Annotated in this window: 17 protein-coding genes; 12 read left to right on the plus strand and 5 right to left on the minus strand. The window is 45.2% G+C overall.

Annotated elements, in window-relative coordinates; genetic code table 11:
- Positions 1–27 precede the first annotated feature (27 nt).
- The 3 genes from KDW_RS00100 (at position 28) to KDW_RS00110 (ending at position 4056) form a co-directional block, all read left to right on the plus strand.
- Positions 28–1671 carry a glycosyltransferase family 39 protein gene (locus tag KDW_RS00100; protein ID WP_151754085.1) on the plus strand — a complete coding sequence of 548 codons (1644 nt, stop codon included), beginning with the start codon at positions 28–30 and terminating at the stop codon, positions 1669–1671.
- Positions 1672–2823, plus strand: coding sequence for a mannosyltransferase family protein (locus KDW_RS00105; RefSeq protein WP_151754086.1), 1152 nt, complete (start codon positions 1672–1674; stop codon positions 2821–2823).
- Between the two features lie 90 nt (positions 2824–2913).
- Positions 2914–4056 (plus strand): mannosyltransferase family protein, encoded by a 1143-nt coding sequence (locus KDW_RS00110; protein WP_151754087.1) that lies wholly within the window; start codon positions 2914–2916, stop codon positions 4054–4056.
- Between the two features lie 63 nt (positions 4057–4119).
- On the opposite strand, the gene KDW_RS00115 is transcribed toward KDW_RS00110, so the two are convergent.
- Both KDW_RS00115 and KDW_RS31470 read right to left on the minus strand, forming a co-directional pair.
- On the minus strand, positions 4120–4989 hold the full coding sequence (locus KDW_RS00115; protein WP_233097562.1) for a glycosyltransferase family protein: 870 nt from the start codon (positions 4987–4989) through the stop codon (positions 4120–4122).
- On the minus strand, positions 4986–5540 hold the full coding sequence (locus KDW_RS31470) for a hypothetical protein (RefSeq protein WP_162004829.1): 555 nt from the start codon (positions 5538–5540) through the stop codon (positions 4986–4988). The genes KDW_RS00115 and KDW_RS31470 overlap by 4 nt, the downstream gene beginning before the upstream one ends.
- Before the next feature lie 253 nt (positions 5541–5793).
- On the opposite strand from KDW_RS31470, the gene KDW_RS00120 reads away from it, so the two are divergent.
- The 3 genes from KDW_RS00120 (at position 5794) to KDW_RS35625 (ending at position 8298) form a co-directional block, all read left to right on the plus strand.
- On the plus strand, positions 5794–6522 hold the full coding sequence (locus KDW_RS00120; protein WP_151754089.1) for a DedA family protein: 729 nt from the start codon (positions 5794–5796) through the stop codon (positions 6520–6522).
- A gap of 199 nt (positions 6523–6721) precedes the next feature.
- Complete coding sequence (locus KDW_RS00125) at positions 6722–7930, plus strand: serine/threonine protein kinase (RefSeq protein WP_151754090.1); 1209 nt, start codon at positions 6722–6724, stop codon at positions 7928–7930.
- Between the two features lie 74 nt (positions 7931–8004).
- Positions 8005–8298 (plus strand): FHA domain-containing protein, encoded by a 294-nt coding sequence (locus KDW_RS35625; RefSeq protein WP_371876238.1) that lies wholly within the window; start codon positions 8005–8007, stop codon positions 8296–8298.
- A gap of 123 nt (positions 8299–8421) precedes the next feature.
- Here the strand turns inward: KDW_RS35625 and galK are convergent, their stop codons facing one another.
- The 3 genes from galK to KDW_RS00145 are packed head-to-tail and all read right to left on the minus strand — an operon-like array spanning position 8422 to position 11190.
- Positions 8422–9702: a galactokinase gene (gene galK / locus KDW_RS00135; RefSeq protein ID WP_151754091.1), complete on the minus strand. Its 1281-nt coding sequence runs from the start codon at positions 9700–9702 to the stop codon at positions 8422–8424.
- Between the two features lie 6 nt (positions 9703–9708).
- Positions 9709–10623 (minus strand): galactose-1-phosphate uridylyltransferase, encoded by a 915-nt coding sequence (galT, locus tag KDW_RS00140; protein ID WP_151754092.1) that lies wholly within the window; start codon positions 10621–10623, stop codon positions 9709–9711.
- A 15-nt stretch (positions 10624–10638) separates the two neighbouring features.
- Complete coding sequence (locus KDW_RS00145) at positions 10639–11190, minus strand: hypothetical protein (protein ID WP_151754093.1); 552 nt, start codon at positions 11188–11190, stop codon at positions 10639–10641.
- Positions 11191–11543: 353 nt separating this feature from the next.
- On the opposite strand from KDW_RS00145, the gene KDW_RS00150 reads away from it, so the two are divergent.
- From KDW_RS00150 to folK, 6 genes are all read left to right on the plus strand, one after another.
- Positions 11544–12293 (plus strand): class I SAM-dependent methyltransferase, encoded by a 750-nt coding sequence (locus KDW_RS00150; protein WP_151754094.1) that lies wholly within the window; start codon positions 11544–11546, stop codon positions 12291–12293.
- Between the two features lie 709 nt (positions 12294–13002).
- The gene (locus KDW_RS00155) at positions 13003–13935 is read left to right on the plus strand and encodes an A/G-specific adenine glycosylase (RefSeq protein WP_198925125.1); all 933 of its coding nucleotides are present in this window, start codon (positions 13003–13005) and stop codon (positions 13933–13935) included.
- A 120-nt stretch (positions 13936–14055) separates the two neighbouring features.
- A complete protein-coding gene (locus KDW_RS00160; RefSeq protein WP_162004830.1) occupies positions 14056–14874 on the plus strand; it encodes a PIG-L deacetylase family protein in 819 nt (272 codons plus the stop codon).
- 151 nt (positions 14875–15025) lie between these two features.
- Positions 15026–15631, plus strand: a complete 606-nt coding sequence (locus tag KDW_RS00165; RefSeq protein ID WP_151754096.1) for a serine/threonine-protein kinase — start codon at positions 15026–15028, stop codon at positions 15629–15631.
- 17 nt (positions 15632–15648) lie between these two features.
- A complete protein-coding gene (locus KDW_RS00170) occupies positions 15649–16863 on the plus strand; it encodes a hypothetical protein (protein WP_151754097.1) in 1215 nt (404 codons plus the stop codon).
- 169 nt (positions 16864–17032) lie between these two features.
- The gene (gene folK, locus KDW_RS00175; protein WP_151754098.1) at positions 17033–17527 is read left to right on the plus strand and encodes a 2-amino-4-hydroxy-6-hydroxymethyldihydropteridine diphosphokinase; all 495 of its coding nucleotides are present in this window, start codon (positions 17033–17035) and stop codon (positions 17525–17527) included.
- Positions 17528–17700: the final 173 nt, after the last annotated feature.

Below are 17700 nucleotides of genomic sequence, written 5' to 3' on the forward strand. Positions count from 1 at the left end.
TGCACCAACCCTGAGCGCCATAACTCTATGCTCAATCTAGTCATTCTTATTGGCTTAGCGATTGTGGCCTTTATACCACGTCTGCTGCTTGGTAGACAGTTAGATGTTGTTACTGACGAGGTTGTTTATATTTTAGGTGGCAAAGTGTATTTACCACTGATTACACACGCCAATTTTAGCTCAAGCCAGTGGACTCAATTTAACTACGAACATCCGCCATTAGCCAAGATGCTTATGGGTTTTTCACTGGCCTTCAATAATATACTGGGGCAACCTCTCAGCGAATTGCTTGCAGGTCGCATGCCAAGCATTATCCTGGGCACAATACTTGTCGTCGCCGTTTATTGGTTAGGACGTGCCCCATTTGGTCGCACAATCGCTCTTCTGGCGGCCCTGAGTCTGGCAGTGAGTCCCTGGCTCACTTATTTTAGTGCCCTCGCCTATCTTGATATGGCCATGACAACTTTTATTACTGTCGCATTTCTGACCCTCTGGCATGCCATTCGTCGTCCCTGGCTTTTTCCAGTGCTAGCATTACTGGTTGGTATGGGGGCAGCCAGTAAATATACAGCAGTGCTGGTCATTCCCGGTATCATTTTATTTATTGCCTACTATTACTTCCTCCTACGCCCAACTATGCCCGTGGAACAACGGCCAGCATTGCCCTGGAAGTGGTGGATTGCAACGCTACTTGTGGCCCCTGTGGCCTTCTTTATTTCCGACCCTGCTATCTGGCTTAATCCCATTGGTCGCCTCATCCGTAGCTTTGCGTTCGAGTGGAATCATTCCGCCAATGGACACCCAACCTTTATTGCTGGTCAGTATTATACTCACGTCCCTCATTGGTCTATTATCTATATTGTTTTCACTAAAATGAGTGCCTTCCTGACCATACCAGCAGCCATCTTCGTAGTAGTCGCCTTGATTCAGCTTATTCGCTTCCATCTGCATAAAAACCAACTAACAACAATACAGGCGGCGAGTTATGCTTACCTGGTCATCTGGCTCATCAGTATATTGGGTATGTTTAGCGTTCTTAATATTGTCGTTGGAACCCACTACCACTTGCCCCTTGCACCTTCAGTCGCAGTTGCGGGTGTGACTGGGCTTTCAATGATCATACATGGCGTTGCTGGACTCTTAAGAAAGAAACAAGCTACGTCTATGGAACAGAATTCAACCAGTGCATCAACCACCTTTCGCAGCCCACGTGTACTGATTCCAGTTATCATACTGGCACTACTGAGCATCGGTCCACACCTGCTAGGACTCACCACCGTCTATGCAGCCGAAGGGTATACAAACGAATTCTTCCAGAATGATGAGAACGCAACAATGCAGGTAGCCTACCCTGGTTATCGAGAAGCATTACAATGGTTGAAAGACACTCAGCATACTCATACCAATGTCGGATTAATCTCATTGAAGGGAACCTTAAACGGTTATAGCCCCGCTGCCAATTGGTTTCACTATAACACTGACATGGCTCAAGCTTTTACGCTCAAAGAAGCTCAACCTACGGATAAGAACTATACTGCTTACCAGTATTTGGTCTGGCCAAAACATCTGGTGCAACGAGGATATCCACTCCCAGCACAGGCCCATGTTATCCATACCGTTACAGGTGGCAATACAATTTATTGCTATATACTTGAATTGAGCAATAAATAGATGAAACAACGCCCAACACGAGATATACTCTGGCTCTTTATTGGTACGCGATTACTTTTAGTTGTAATCACTTACATTGCCTATATTTTACTGACCGCTGTAAAGTATTCAGATACACCAGTAAATATAGCGGCTCTGCTTGGTACATGGAATCATTGGGATGCAGCCATCTACACGCGTATTGCACAGTTTGGCTATCAAACAATCGAGGATGTGGCCTTTTTCCCTTTTTTACCGTTACTCATCGCTGGAGGGGCTCGCCTCCTGGGAGGTGGTGGGTGGAGTTATATCTTTGTTGGGATGCTGCTAAGCAATCTTGCGCTGCTTGGAACGCTGTTTATCATCTATTCTATTGCGAGGGATCTGGTGGGAGATGAGCTCTCAAAACGTACTTTGTTGTATATTTGCCTGTTTCCCACTGCTTTTTTCTTCTTTGCAGCCTATAACGAATCATTATACTTGCTCTTCGCATCAGGTACCTTTCTGGCCTTGCGTCGACAAAAATGGTGGCTGGCCGGATTGCTAGGGATGCTGGCAGCGTTGACACGCTCGATTGGTATTCTATTGGTCATACCCTATCTGTATGAGTTATGGGTGCAAAGAGCCTATGTCCTTACGCGTCGTACAACCTTGCTCGTCAGCCTGGGGACCCTTTGCTTAATCCCTTTGGGAACTCTCCTTTATGCCTGGTATTGCTGGCACGCCTTTGGCAATCCTCTGGCATTCGTCAGTGTGCAAGCGAAATGGTCTCGCCACACAACCTGGCCCTGGATGGGCCTCTTTCAAGCGTTCTGGGCCCTGTTCTTTTATCATCAACAGGGCTTCGGCTCATCCAATCAGGCGCACTTATTGCTTGATCTAACTGCGACCCTAGGATTCATCGCACTGGTTATTCGAGGCTGGCGTATTTTGCCTAAAAGTTTTAGTCTCTGGATGGTTGCCTTTTTACTTTATATACTGGTCAATCCGGCCCAAAAACCAGATATACTTCTCTCCAATCAGCGTTTTGTACTGGAACTTTTTCCAGCCTTTATCACGCTGGCTCTCCTGACCAGGCGCTCACCAGGTATGCATTATGTCCTTATGCTACTTTTCCCAACTCTACAAGCAGTTTTAAGTATCGTCTTTCTGATGAATCGCTGGCTCGTGTGAGCTTTGCTCTACTCTGTGCCTTGACTTTGCCTGGATAGCTCTTTAGAATATCGACAATATATAGAATACTCACCTGGGATAGGCTACCTTATGAAACGTGCACCAACACGAGATATACTCTGGCTCTTTCTGGCTACACGCCTGTTACTCGTACTCGTCACATATTTTGGCTACATCTTGCTCACCCAGGATAAATACTCGGGGGCTCCAGTCGCTTTCAGTACCTTTCTGAATGGTTGGAATCAATGGGATGCTAAAATCTATGTGCATATCGCACAGTTTGGCTATCAACCTCCCTATGACCTGGCCTTTTTCCCTTTATTCTCTTTACTCATCGCCATTCCAGGCCATGTACTGGGAGACTGGAGTTACCTCCCTTTAGGAATGCTTATCAGCAACGCAGCCTTATTGGCTTCGCTCTTTGTTCTCTATCATCTGGCAGCAGATAGTGGTGGCGATCAGGTTGCGCGCCGCAGTATACTTTATCTCTGTATCTTTCCTACGGCATTTTTCTTTTTCACAGCATACAATGAGTCACTCTTTCTTTTCCTTAGCAGTGGCACCCTGCTAGCACTGCGGAGACAAAAATGGTGGCTAGCTGGCGTTTTAGGACTGCTGGCAGCCCTGACACGCAGTGCTGGCATCATGTTAACCGCTCCCTATCTCTATGAGCTGTGGCTGGCACGAGAGCGCATCATGATCGATAAGAAAAAGTTGTTGCTCAGTAGCCTTCCTATACTTCTCATTCCACTAGGTATGGTACTCTATAGCATCTATTGTTGGACCTTGACGGGAAATTTTCTTACCTTTGTGAGTGTGCAAGCCCATTGGTCACGTCAGACAAGCTGGCCATGGCAGGGCTTTATACAAACAATTTTCGAGCTTTTTTGGCATCAACCTTTTGGCTCGTTCAATCAGGTCCACATTCTTATTGATGCGACAGCCACAATATCCTTTATTAGCCTGGTTATTGCCGGACGCAAAAAGCTCCGCCCTACCTATACTATCTGGATTTCTTTGCTACTGCTAAGTATCTTGATTTCTTCGAGTATCGGGCAAAGAGATCCGTTTATCTCTAATCGCCGCTTTGTGTTAGAGATGTTTCCAGCCTTTATTACGCTGGCCATGTTTACAGCTTCACGACCCCGCCTCCATCAGGCGCTTCTCTGGATCTTTCCAGCGCTGCTTGCCGCTCTCAGTCTGCTCTTTGTAATGGGCAAATGGATGGTTTAAATAAGAAAAGAGGGAGCGATGGCCTGCAAAAACCATCGCTCCCTCTTTCATTATAGCGAATCATTACCCCTCGGTAGCTACAGCGTGAGCAGGATCATCTACTGCTGTTTCCGGCTCACTCATAAACACTGGTTGCTGTGAGCGATTATAGGTAGCCACATGCAATACACCCAGGACAAAGGCTGCCAATAAGAAATTTCTCATGGTGGTAGCGGGAAAGAAAGGTGCCAGATAAGGAACCTTCTCGATATTATGGGTCATGATATAGATGTATGGATAAATCCACGTGGTCAATAACCCGATTAATCCCCAGCAGATCACCCACCAGCGTCGATCTTCACCAACATAAGCGACCAGGGGAATAACCCAGATTAAATACTGAGGACTAAAGACTTTTCCAGTTACCATCACAACAAGTAAGATCAACAGGCAGGTTGTAGCAACATCAATCTTTCCTCGCCATTGCAGCCAGAAAACATACAAGATCCCTACCAGTTCCGCTATGCTAAACAGTATAGATAGGACAGAAGCACCGGAAGCAAAAATGTTTAATGATCCAAAGGTAAAAGCATAGTGCGCGGGCTTAGAGAGCACAATGCTCATAATCCAAAGCAAGGATGCTGGCAATGATTCAGCTTGAATTGGTCGTGTTGTAAAGTAACTGAAAGGAGAAAGAGTACCCTCAACACTTAGTAGCAACGAAACACCCATAACCACAACACATACCAGGACAAATACCCCCAAAGGCACCAGACGACGCCAGGATTTCCAGGACAGTTCCGAATCCTTTTGTTGCGCAATTAAGAAGGGGATTAACAAGACAACAGGATAGAATTTGTACAGGACCGCCAAAGCCAGAAGAGCAAAAGCCCAGTTCCAGCGCTTCCTCATTGCACAAATGACGCCAAATAGGGTCAGGGCAGAAGGGATCATATCAAAGCGCCCGGCCACCGTTCCCAACCACCAACGATCAACAAGAAAGCATACACTATCGCTGCACGCCGCGAGCGCCAACGTAGCAGTACCAGATAAACCAGGGCAGCCACTACGAGCATCCAGAAAGCAAAGGCAATCTGGAAAAAATGCATTGGGACGAGCAATGAAAGTGTAAAGGGTACCAATGTCAACATTGGATACTCATAAGGTAGCGCATGATATGGTTGGCTCGGAGATTGACCATCAACAAATTGAACCAGACCAGAAGGCAATCCTACATCAGTTAGCTTCTTCACCAATTCTTTGTGAGGAATTGGTATTAACTGCTTGCTAGGATGTGTAAGGAAATTACATTGCCCTGGCGGAAATATATTTAAGGACGATGTGCCATGCCAGAAAGCACGGGTATAACATTGATATTTTGCTGCATCTGTATTGGTCGCAAAAATCTGCCAGGAAGCTCCATAATACAGCAATCCCGCCATAATAAAGATCACAACGATATCTAAGAGAGAAATACGTTTTGTGCTTGTATGAGGTGCGATCATCTTTAGACCTACTCTATAAGTTTATGCTCATGCCTGGAAGAAATTGTATAGCGTATGTTCATAGATTGGGACGTTTGGCCAGAGTAAATGTCACATGCTTACCCGGATGTCCTCTTTCCTTCAGCATTGGGCACGACATCAGTATAGATAGCAAAGTAACTCCCTGTCAATCAAACCTGACTGTGGTCATATTTATGAGGAAACGTATCTATCTCGATCACTATCACAGTACTATAAAAAGGAGGAATTTGCGATGCGAAAATTGTCCCTGTTTTTTTCCAATGCTCACCCTATCCAGGCCACAATGATGGTAGCCAATTTTAATATTCTACAGCTAATACAAAATCTTTTGCATAATTATGGCTATGCGGCAATCTTACTTTTCATTATGATTGAAAGCGCAGGAATTCCGCTACCTGGGGAAACAATGCTGCTTCTAGCTTCATTCTATGCTGCCGTTTATCATGATCTTTCGCTACCTATTGTCATCATCTGTGCAATTGCTGGTGCCATTATTGGAGATAATCTCGGTTACTTAATTGGTCACACGGGCGGCAAAGCAATTATAGATCGTTATGGACGTTATATCTTTCTCAAACCGGAACGCATGAAGAAGGCTGAACTCTTCTTTGCCAAACATGGTAATAAGACCGTTTTTTTGGGACGTTTTGTCGCTGTTCTGCGTGCCTGGGCAGCGTTTCTGGCGGGAGTAAATAAAATGCATTGGCCCACATTCCTCGTATATAATGCTGCAGGAGGAATATTGTGGTCCATTCTCTATGCCTTGCTCGGCTACTTTGCTGGCAGAATCTTTCATGATAATTTTGCACAGGTCGAACGCATGGCAGGAAATATCAGTTTGATACTTGCTGTAGTTATTATTCTAGGGGTAGTTATTGCTTTCCTCGTGCATAAAAAACATAAAAAAGATCAGCACCATAGTGGTACAGACACATCAGTTAGTGAGGGGCTAGATAAATAATAAGTGTGAATGCAAAATATCCACGCTTCGCTATTGAAGATATTCTACCAAACGAGTAAGCCAATAAATCTCAATAATGAAAGGGGATTATACTTACTATATCGAGGTATTTCCTCTTTCATAACTACACCGGAATGTGCTGATATGATACAATAGCACGCAAATGCAACGAGTTTTTGAGTCAAAATGAGGTTATAGCATGCAAGCACTGGAAGAAGGCCAAAAGTTTGAACGCTATCGTATTTTACACTCCTCAGGTAGTGGTACCGCTGGTATCAATTATTTAGCAGAGGACACACGACAACGACGTAAAGTGCTGCTCAAGCTCATTCACCCCTGGGCGCCGCTTCCTGATATAGCACGGCGCCAGTTCTATCGCGAGATCAATGCCCTGAGTCACCTTAATCAATCTCAACTTGCTCCCATATTCAATTATGGTGAGTGGCATGGACAACTCTTCATCGCCCGTATCTATGCTGAATATGGCTCACTACTTAACGAGCAAGGACGCGCCTGGTTCCGCCCTCCATTTGACGCTCCAATCGCAGTTCATTACGCAGTGCACATTACTAACGCGCTTACAACTATTCATAGCCTTGGTTACACACATGGATCAGTCACTTTTTCCAACCTGATCCTCACACAATCTCCTCAACCTAACTCAAAACAAAATCCTTTTTTACTTGCAGATAGTTCATTAGCTACATTTGTACGTAGCATGGGACAACCACGGTCAACCTTTTTCCCCAGCACAACCGCACCAGAACAATTTGAGGGACAAACTATACCGGCTAGTGATCAATATGCATTGGCGGTTCTGCTCTACTTCTGGTTGGCGGGACGCCCTCCGTTCCTGGGCAGTCCTGAAGAAATTAAATATAACAAGAATCAAGGGATAATTCCATCGCTATTGCCATTCAATACCACCGTAAGTTATGAATTAGAAAATATCATTCGAAGAGCCTTGAGTCCCAATTCCACGCATCGCTTCATTAACGTCAGTGCATTTGCGCAGGCATTGACCAAAGCTTTGAATACAAGCGTATCAGCATCAAACAATCTCAAAATTTTTTCGCTTACCCCGGATAAAAATGCTGAACAAAAACCACTCATACCAGAGACAGAACCAATACGTCGTATTGAACCTGATGCACCTCAACCTCATCCTACCCCCATCCCACAACCTCTGCCGACGCCTGAACCAGCTACAGAGCCAGTCCCCAAAGTGCCAGATCCTTTACCAGCGGGACCTTTACCATTTGAACCTGATATTGCACAACCAGTACCAGATGCTACACCATTGATTCCCCAGAAATTGATCCGATCAAACCTGCACAACCAACCACCAAACCAGAAAGGGAACAAAAAAAAGATGAGCAGCCTGATACGGAGCCACTCGCAACCATAATCAATGAGCCTCCAACCTTTGACGCCTATCTGGTCATCACTCCTCCCGTTACACTGGAACCTTTCGTCTACCCTATCACTCAACCCAAAATCTATCTAGGACGAGCAGGCTCAAGTGATATAGTCCTGGATCAGGATGATGCGGTATCAAGGCACCATGCATTGCTTTGTAAAGAGAAAATCGATTATATACTCTATGACTGTCGCAGTACTGATGGGGTAATAGTGAATGGGCGAAAGTTGGTCCCAGAACAAGGTCAACAATTGGTCACAGGAGATAAGTTTATCATTGGTGATTATATGTTGATCTTTTATAACACTCAACCAGCCTATCAATCCAATGAACAAAAAGAACATGCTCTATCCTGAGTGCTTGAATTTTTATATGTAACTACATTAATCTATAAGAAAAAAAGCAGACTATTGGCGATTATTCATTAACATCGATCGCTAATGGTCTACTTTTTTCTTATAAAAGGCTATAGGGCATGCTTAATTTTCAAAAAGGACATAACTGGGTCCGGCCGCGGCACGGCAGATGTCAATACTTGCCTGACGACCTGTACGCTCCTGGTAATGACGCTCAACCGCCTGGCTTAATGCATCAACGGCCTCATTGCGCACCAGGTTGATGGTACAGCCACCAAAACCACCACCCATCATCCGGGCTCCTAGAACGCCTGGAACATCTCTGGCAATATCAACCAGCACGTCTAATTCTTTACAACTCACTTCATATTCATCGCGTAAGCCCGCATGACCAAGCCAAAGAATTTTACCTGCCTCTTCAATTTTACCGGCTTCTAATAATTTCACGACCTGTAGCACACGCTCATTCTCAGCAATAATATATCCAGCGCGCTGCTGTAAAATCTGTGGTAATTGGCCTTTATATTGCTCGAATTGCTCTGGAGTTATATCACGTAGCGCTTTTATCGACCTGGCTTCAGTGTTATCGGGCTCATTTTCCAATATCAATGTGCGAATTCGCTGGGTAGCTTCTTCACACTGTTTTCGCCGCTCATTATAAGCAGAGGAAGCCAGTTCACGGCGTACACCAGTATCAATAACCACGACAGACACGCCAGGATCTTCAAAAGGTAGATATCGATACTCCAGAGAACGACAATCTAACAAAATAGCCTTGCGTGGTTGACCAAGGCATGAGGCGGCCTGATCCAAAATACCACTCATCAAGCCTGAGGCATTTTGTTCTGCTTTCTGGCATAAACCAGCAGTTTCAAGTGGTGTTAACGTTGCATTGTCTTCACCAATTGAGAAGGAATGATTAGAAAAGAGCGCGTAAGCCTGGGCTGATGCTACTTCCAGCGCAGCAGAAGAGCTCATACCACCACCAAGTGGCACATCACCAGTAATCACTGCGTCAAATCCTTTAAGGGTGATATTAGCTTTGATTAACTCAGTAGCAACACCGAGCACATAGCGAGCCCAACCAGGTATTTTTTCACGCTGCTCTTCAAAGGATTCAGGCAAGCCAGCAAGTGAAAACTGTGCATACGCATTAAAATGTGTGGACCAGAGACGAACTGTCTGGTCATTGCGCGTGCGACCAGCGAAAGCCGATACACGATCTACAGCCAGGGGTAGCACATAGCCACCATTATAGTCCGTGTGCTCTCCGATCAAATTTACACGTCCTGGCGCCCAGGCTGCTCCCAATGGGCTAGCATATGACGCAGCATCTTCATGAAAGTGGTGGGGGAATTGCTCTATAGCCTCTTTTACCGGAGGCAACAGCGTTGTTGAATCCATTATGTCTTACTTTCCTTTTATTTTTTCTATGGACTCTCGCAGTTCTTGAGCTTTCTGAACGGGTGCTGAGTCATTGGCCCACAATCCCCAGACGGACTCAGAAGAAGCAGCATATTTCAGCTTGCCAGGTGCGCGTCCAATCGCCAGGATTTCAACATGAAAGTGAAAGCGCTCATCTGCCAATTGGTGAAGTCCTAAAAGATAGGGCATGGGTTCCATCTCTCCATCGCTCAAGGCGTTATAGCCACGAATGACCTGTAACATCATTTCAGCCAGATCTCGCAGCTCATCGTCTTGCATAAGACCGATATTAGCAACATGGCGACGCGGATATAGATGAGTTTCATAAGGATAGCGCACATACGGCGGTAAGAAAGCCTGCCAGGTGGTATTTTCCGTAACCTGCTGCTCGCCATCGCTTAATTCTTCCCGAACACGGCAAAAAGGACAACCACTACCCGCTTCATAATCAAGAACAACAGTTTCTAACTCCCGCTCCAGAATTGAAGGAATAACTGAAACACCATAGGCCTGTCCATGAGGATGGTTCTGTGTCTGTCCTATTGAGGCACCGCTATTCTCAAAAATCATGACAGTAGGATAACGGGAGGACAGATCACGGTACAACTCACGCCAGAGCTTTGTCACTTCAAAAACCTCATCCACAGTAAGTCGTGTAAAAGTGCGGTTATGATCCCGGTTGTAAATCACAACATGTGCCTCACCAACTGGCGGCTTCAACGGCGGGAAATCATTAGGATGGAGCCAGACCTGTGTATCTGGACTAACACGACCACTCGTGATGTCAGCACAAAAAGGACACTCATTGGTACCTTCACGACGGTTCATGCGATGGGCTGCATTGACAAGATATTGTCTGAGAATAGGATTCCAGACAAGCGGTGTTGTGTAATCTTGCATAAAGTATGTTCCTACCTATAAATGATGACGATGATGAGAAACCTGATTTCCTAACAAAACACAGCGACCCTGTTGAGCAAGCGAAGACAGCAACTGGCCTTTATCGATATACTGCTGATCATCTTTGTCGGCCAGAAGCCATTCATCCCAGGTCGCCTTGTCTGTAAAAAGAGCCCATGCAACGGGAGCAATCGAGCTTTTCACAAGCTGGAGTAACTCTTGAGCATGAGCGAACCCTGGTTCTAGCTGTGCCACAGGAGGTAAGCCTGCATCCTCTAAAGCCGTAAAAGTGCGCACAGAATAAACGGCACCTTCACGCACTTCCAGGATACATCCTAACCATAAGGATTCTTGCTCCCGTGCAGCATCCTCCTGCCAGACGCCCGCAATCAACACACAATGTACAGGTAAACTCTGCAAAAAAGTATCAATAGGCTCTTTTTGCCAGCCGTGCCATGAAAAAGAGCCGTTTTGCTGTTCTATTTTCAATGCAATATCCAGTAATGGACGTGCAGTATTCCACAAAGGGGATGCAGCATCAACCACAATTAATTCTTCAGCTAACACGCATTATACTCCTCTATAGTACAGATCACATGATAGAGAAAGTTTATTTTAGATAAAAGGTGAAGTTATTTTCAAAAACTTTTCTACTAATGAAGTAGTCCTCAATAAAAAAGCTCTTACACAACGACTTTCTCTTTCTCATCTGCAATCAAAGTATACAATACAAGGCCACTTCATGCATATTACACAAAGTATGCTGTTCAATTGTGTCAGCGAAGTCTCCTGTCAGGCTGCAAAATAGTTTCAACTATGTCATCACTAGAACTTTTGTTTCTATGGACAAAAAAAAGGATGCTGAAACGTTCTATTCCAAATAGAGCTAGTCATACAGCCCTTTGGGAAGGATTCATAGTATGGGTGATACTCAGTGGTACGAATCATTTTTTGGTGAAGATTATGTGCGACTCTATATGCCTTTTCTTCCACATACAAAAACGCTTCAGGATATCGAGGCGGTCATTAAACTATTACATCTCAAACCCGGTGATAGTGTGCTCGATCTGTGTTGTGGATATGGTCGTCATGCCCTGGCGCTAGCACACTATGGTTGTCAGGTCACAGGCCTGGATTTAAGTCCGGTGTTACTGGCAAGGGCTCAATCTAATGCTCGCGAACAAAATCTGCAGCTTCGTTGGTTGGAAAGTGACATGCGTAATATTCATTTTTCTGACGAATTTACGGCTATCATTAATATGTTCACCTCGTTTGGCTATTTTAGTAGTGATGATGAAAATCAAAAAGTGCTTCAGCAAATTGCCAGAGCTCTCAAACCAGGAGGCTTATTTCTGCTGGAAACAAGCTATCAACCGCGTGTAATTCGCACAACAGCACCACATGGCATTATTCGTTATCCAGATGGGCTCATCGTACTTGAAGAACGCCATGTTGACCTTTTAACAAGTCATAATGAAGTACGTATTACTCTGATTGAGCCTGAAGGAAAACAACGCCAGCACTTCCAATCCATTCGTATGTACACCCTCACAGAACTGGCGAGAATGCTCTCAACAGCCGGACTCGAACTGCAAGCTTACTATGGCGACCTGGATGCAAGTCCTCTGACACTTGAAAGCCGTCTGGTAATCATCAGCCAGAAACCATAGAATTCTCTCAAATTTCGGGGAAAGTTTCTTCATATGGTTTATTGATATCTTCAGCAGAGATATATCGGTGGCAATTTACGGGCTCGCAATCAACCAGGACTCAGGACACTTGGTGGATATGAGCTAATTCTATAGACTCAGGGTCGTTAAATGCGCTATAATGAGCAAAGCTACCAAATTTTTTCAGTTTCTTGGTGAGATCCTGCAAGAGGGTGTAAGTACAGAGCGAATTACCGGAAACGCAGGTATCAGAAGAGTAAAAACGACCACGATACCAAAAGGAAACATCTTCTACTCTTTTTATTAAAGAAAGATGTTGGCTTTTGCCCTGACACTACTCACCAAATAAGGGTAGCCATTATACCGCAAGGCCTATTTTATCATTATAAATGCATAAGGAAGGTACATAATCGTGCCCTGGTGTAGATTTTTTATTCCAAAGATTGCTTCACCCAACGTTAAACCGGGTGATCCTGACTTAAATGAATACATTGCGTATGCAAAGTGCGTGAAAGGTCATGTCTTGCGCGATGCATCCGGGTGGGTTCAGTGCGAGAATTTGCCTGCTCCCGACGCAAAATGTTGGCAAGAAGGTGGCGAAACGCTTTTTACCTTGACTGTACGTCGACGTAACGAGGACAAGGAAGCCTCCCAAAACGTTCAAAGCCAGGAAGGGCCTAAGACACACTCAAGCAAGTCCTGAGGTTTCATGGGTAAACATATATCGTCCTCAACATCAGCTGTACAACTGGCACCTGATCGAGTTGCCAGCGTGCAAAATTCGCTTCTCTCATGGTATGAGCAGGAAAAGCGCGAATTACCTTGGCGCATAACAAGTGACCCTTACGCCATCCTTGTCTCAGAAGTTATGCTTCAACAGACGCAAGTTGATCGCGTATTGCCAAAATACCAGCAGTTCCTGGCAGCATTTCCAACCCTGGCTGACCTGGCAACAGCGTCAACTGCTGCTGTTATTGACGTGTGGGTTCCTCTGGGATACAACAGACGTGCCATTAGCTTGCAATCGATTGCGCGACAAGTGCTCGCTGAATATGATGGGCGTATCCCTGATACTATCGAGGAGCTGCTCAAACTCAAGGGGATCGGGCGCTATACAGCAGGGGCGATTGCCTGTTTCGCCTATCATAAACAAGTTGCAACTGTCGATACCAATATCCGCCGTGTCTTGCATCGTGTCTTTCTGGGCCTTGAACATCCCGAACCCAAAGTTAATGATGCACAGATGCTTGTACTTGCTGAGCAGGTGCTCCCTGCCGGGCAAGCTTACAATTGGCATCAAGCCTTAATGGATATGGGAGCAACCATTTGTAACAGTGGCAATCCCCTCTGTGGAAAATGTCCGTTACAAGCAAGTTGTGCAGCTTATGCTGAAATGAGCCAGTATAGCCTTTTTCCATCGGGAACTGTCTTACGCCAATTGCGCAAAGTAGCTGAGAAAAAAAGCAACTATCAAGCACAACCGTTTACCAGCACTAATCGCTATTTCCGAGGGCGCATCGTTGATCTGCTCCGCTCCTTGCCGCATCATCAACGTATCCCTCTAGCAACGCTAGGCCCCAGATTAAGCCAGAGTTTAGCGAACAGGATCATGACTGGTTGCAGAAAATCATTAATGGCTTGATAAAAGATGGCTTACTCGATGTTACTGAGGAAGGTGTACGTTTACCTTAATAAAAACTCGACTTGTTCAGATCGTGTATACTATGGTGGCAAAAACTATAGGTATGGAGGAAATAAAGCGTTGCGACTCACAAGCACTAACGATATAACAAAAAACTATCGCCATATTTTTCTGGCTCCCCATCTGGATGATGTAGTTTACTCATGTGGGGGTACCATTGGCGTTCAGGTCAGCTCTGGCTTACATCCATTAATCATTACTCCTTTTGCGGGGGGACCTTCTACTACCCAAAAATTAAGCCCTCTGGCACTGCAGGTCATTCGTGACTGGGGAGCAGGGGACGCTGAAGGCGCGATTCGGGTTATGGAAGAGCGTCAGAAAGAAGATGCTCAGGCACTTGATTACTTACAAGCAGATTATTTATGGTTGGATCATCCAGAGGCTATCTATCGTGGTAATCCCGGTTACTATACGAACAAAGAGCAGCTTATGGGTGGCGAGGTACATCCTTCCGACCGCAGCCTCGATAACGAGCTTGGCAATTTGTTGGTAGAACTCCATGATAGACTACCTGATACTTCCTGGTATGCTCCACTAGGTATCGGTCGGCACGTCGATCACCAGATCATTTGCTCAGCAGTTGATCGCCTGGTGCAACGTGGCGCGAAAGTCTACTTCTATGAAGACTTCCCCTATGTGCAGCGTGAACCCGGTGCTCTTGAGGCACGGCTACAAGAACTTGGTGGAGAATTTGAATACACTCTGGTCGAGATTTCTGAGATGTTGCCTTTAAAAGTGGAGGCGGCCAGTATGTATCGCTCACAGATCACTTCGAATTTTGGTAGTCAGGAAGCTATGCACAAGGCCATGGATAGCTATGCAAAAAGTATCCGACCAGTCGAGACAATTCGCCTGGAACGCTATTGGGTAGCTCGTTAGTACAAAGTGTCTCCCATAAACAGTTGAAAAAGGAAGAGGGAAGGGAGTATATCCCATTCTCTTCCTTCTAACATATACATACCCCCGTCACAATGACGGACGACAACGCAACTGACCTGGGCGGATGAGGGGAAAGTAGGAGTGAGGATCGATGAAGGGGTTAGAAGGCTCAAAGTTAGGACGATATGAACTACGGTTTCGTGTGGCCCAGGGAGGAATGTCTGAAGTCTACCTCGGTTACGATCGCCGTGTTAAACGGTATGTCGCGGTAAAAGTCCTCTATGGAAGTGACGAGCCATTCGTCCGGCGTTTTGAACGAGAGGCGCGCGCGGTAGGCGCACTCTCTCATGATCACATTTTGCCATTGTACGACTTTGGCGAACAACGTCCCTGGTATTATCTGGTCATGCCTTTTGTAGAAGGTGGTACGCTACGTGACTACCTGCATAAACGCGAACGTTTGACATTAGAAGAGGCTGGTAGTTTTTTAGAACAAATCGCCTCTGCTCTACAACATGCCCACGAGCATGGAGTAGTTCACCGTGATGTTAAGCCCTCAAATATCTTGCTGCGGCTCGATGGACATGCTTATCTGGTAGATTTTGGTCTGGCGAAAGCCAAAATTGAGGCCGAATTTCAAACTCATTCGGGTGCAATGGTGGGAACGCCTGAATACATGGCCCCGAACAATCAGATGGTCGCAATGACTTTCGCAGTGATATTTACTCTCTTGGAATTATCCTCTATCAGATGCTGACGGGAAAAGTTCCATTTATGGCTGACTCTCCTGTCGGTGTCACCTTAAAACATATTCAAACTCCTCCATTACCACCTAGCCAGTTAAACAATGATATTCCACCAGCCATTGAAGAAGTGATGCTAAAAGCGCTTGCGAAAGCTCCAGAAGAGCGTTTTCAAGAAGCTCAGTCCTTTGCATTTGCATACAAAATGGCGCTAATTCAGAAGCGGACACGCGATTTAGGAGAAGAAGCACTGGCCTGCGTTTTTAGTGGCGATAACGAAATTAGCTATAGTCAGGGTACTCAACAACAAACAGATAATACGATGGCTGCCATTGAGCAGATTACTACTCAGCTCAATATCCCATCTACTAAACCCCAACTTTTCCCATTAGAAAGGGATAATGATTCTTTTATTCCTTATACAGCAGAAATGTTCAAAAAGAAAAAGCGTTTCAATCCATTGTACAGTATTTTGCTCGCGTTAGTAGTAGCACTCTGTATTACCTTACCGCTCTTTTTCATCTGGAACATCCAACCGGCTCCCAGACCTCGGCCAAGACCGACGCCACACAATATAGTACACATCAATGCGACGGCAACAGAAATTGCTCATCTTCATGCCCAATCTACCCTGGCTGCTCAAGCACGTATTCAGACAACTACCGAGATCACAGCAGCGGTAGGAGCAGGTAAAATTCTTTACTACGATGACTTGAATCGAAGGAGCGCCGGCTGGATTAATGATGGAAGCCAATGCTATTTCACACCTCAGGGATATCATGTTCATGCCAGCCTGGCACATGCCGTTGCCTGGTGTTATTCTAACCAACAAAGTTTTACTAATGTCGTAATTTCTGCCCAGGTCCAAATGCTCTACGGAGATTTTTGTGGAGTTATCTTTCGCTTAAGTCCCTATAGCAAATCCTTCTATGCCCTGGAAATGAATAGCTTTGGTGCATATCGTCTGCAACGAGCACGTGGCAATGATCCCGCTCGATGGCTTACCTTAATAGACTGGACCTACACTGGCGCGCTACAACAAAATTATAGACAACTAAACACTTTGCTCATTGTTACTAAAGGCTCACATTTTCAAGTCTATGTGAATCAACAACTCACTGTCTCCGCATTTACAGACTCTACGTATCAAGCTGGCCTGGTTGGCTTTTTAGTAGGAGGAGATAACAACTATGGAACCGAAGCCATTTTTAAACATCTGGCTATATTCAAAAAACAAACGGATTGATTGAGAAAATCGCACATTTCAGCGCAAAAAGTAGGACCTACGTGCTAACCTACAACGCTTTAATGCTTTTATTCGTCTTTAGTACAGATAGAAAAAACGTCATTAAAAAGCGAATTTGTGGTCATGATCGCCCATATTCTGGTTCATAACAATGTAGAAAGAAACAAGCATGGCAACCCAACATACGGTCTATCTGGCGTTAGGTTCCAACCTTGGAGATCGTCAATTGCAACTCCGTAAGGCACTTCAGGAATTACAAAAGGTTGTAGATATTCAGAATATATCTTCTGTTTATGAAACCGAGCCAGTAGGATATCTAGATCAACCACGTTTTTTTAATATTGTTTGTTATGGGCATACTTCCTTTACCGCTCGGGAACTGTTAACACAAGCCAAAACAATTGAACAACAGTTAGGACGTCAACCCACTATTCGCAATGGACCACGACCAGTAGACATTGACATCCTCATTTATGAGGAACTTATACACGTGGAAGATAACTTGATCCTACCCCATCCTCGGATGCACGAGCGAGCATTTGTGCTTGTACCGCTCACTGAAATCGCTCCGGATGTGATTGATCCACGCAGTGGTAAAACAGCACGCGAACTTTTGCAAACAGTTTCCGTGGACGGCATCACCAGAAGAAATGTCCAGTTGTAAATTGTCAGTACTACTTAGATAGAGAGGAGCAACAGGCAGTAATAAATCCCGAGAGGACAAATTTCCTGGGTCATTTGCCTCTTAACAAGATATAGCCGACCATGCTATAATGCGGATACGACAATTGATACAATTTGTTATGAACAAATTTACATCACATCGTCTTAGATGTG

Source organism: Dictyobacter vulcani (assembly GCF_008974265.1).
GTDB classification, from domain to species: domain Bacteria; phylum Chloroflexota; class Ktedonobacteria; order Ktedonobacterales; family Ktedonobacteraceae; genus Dictyobacter; species Dictyobacter vulcani.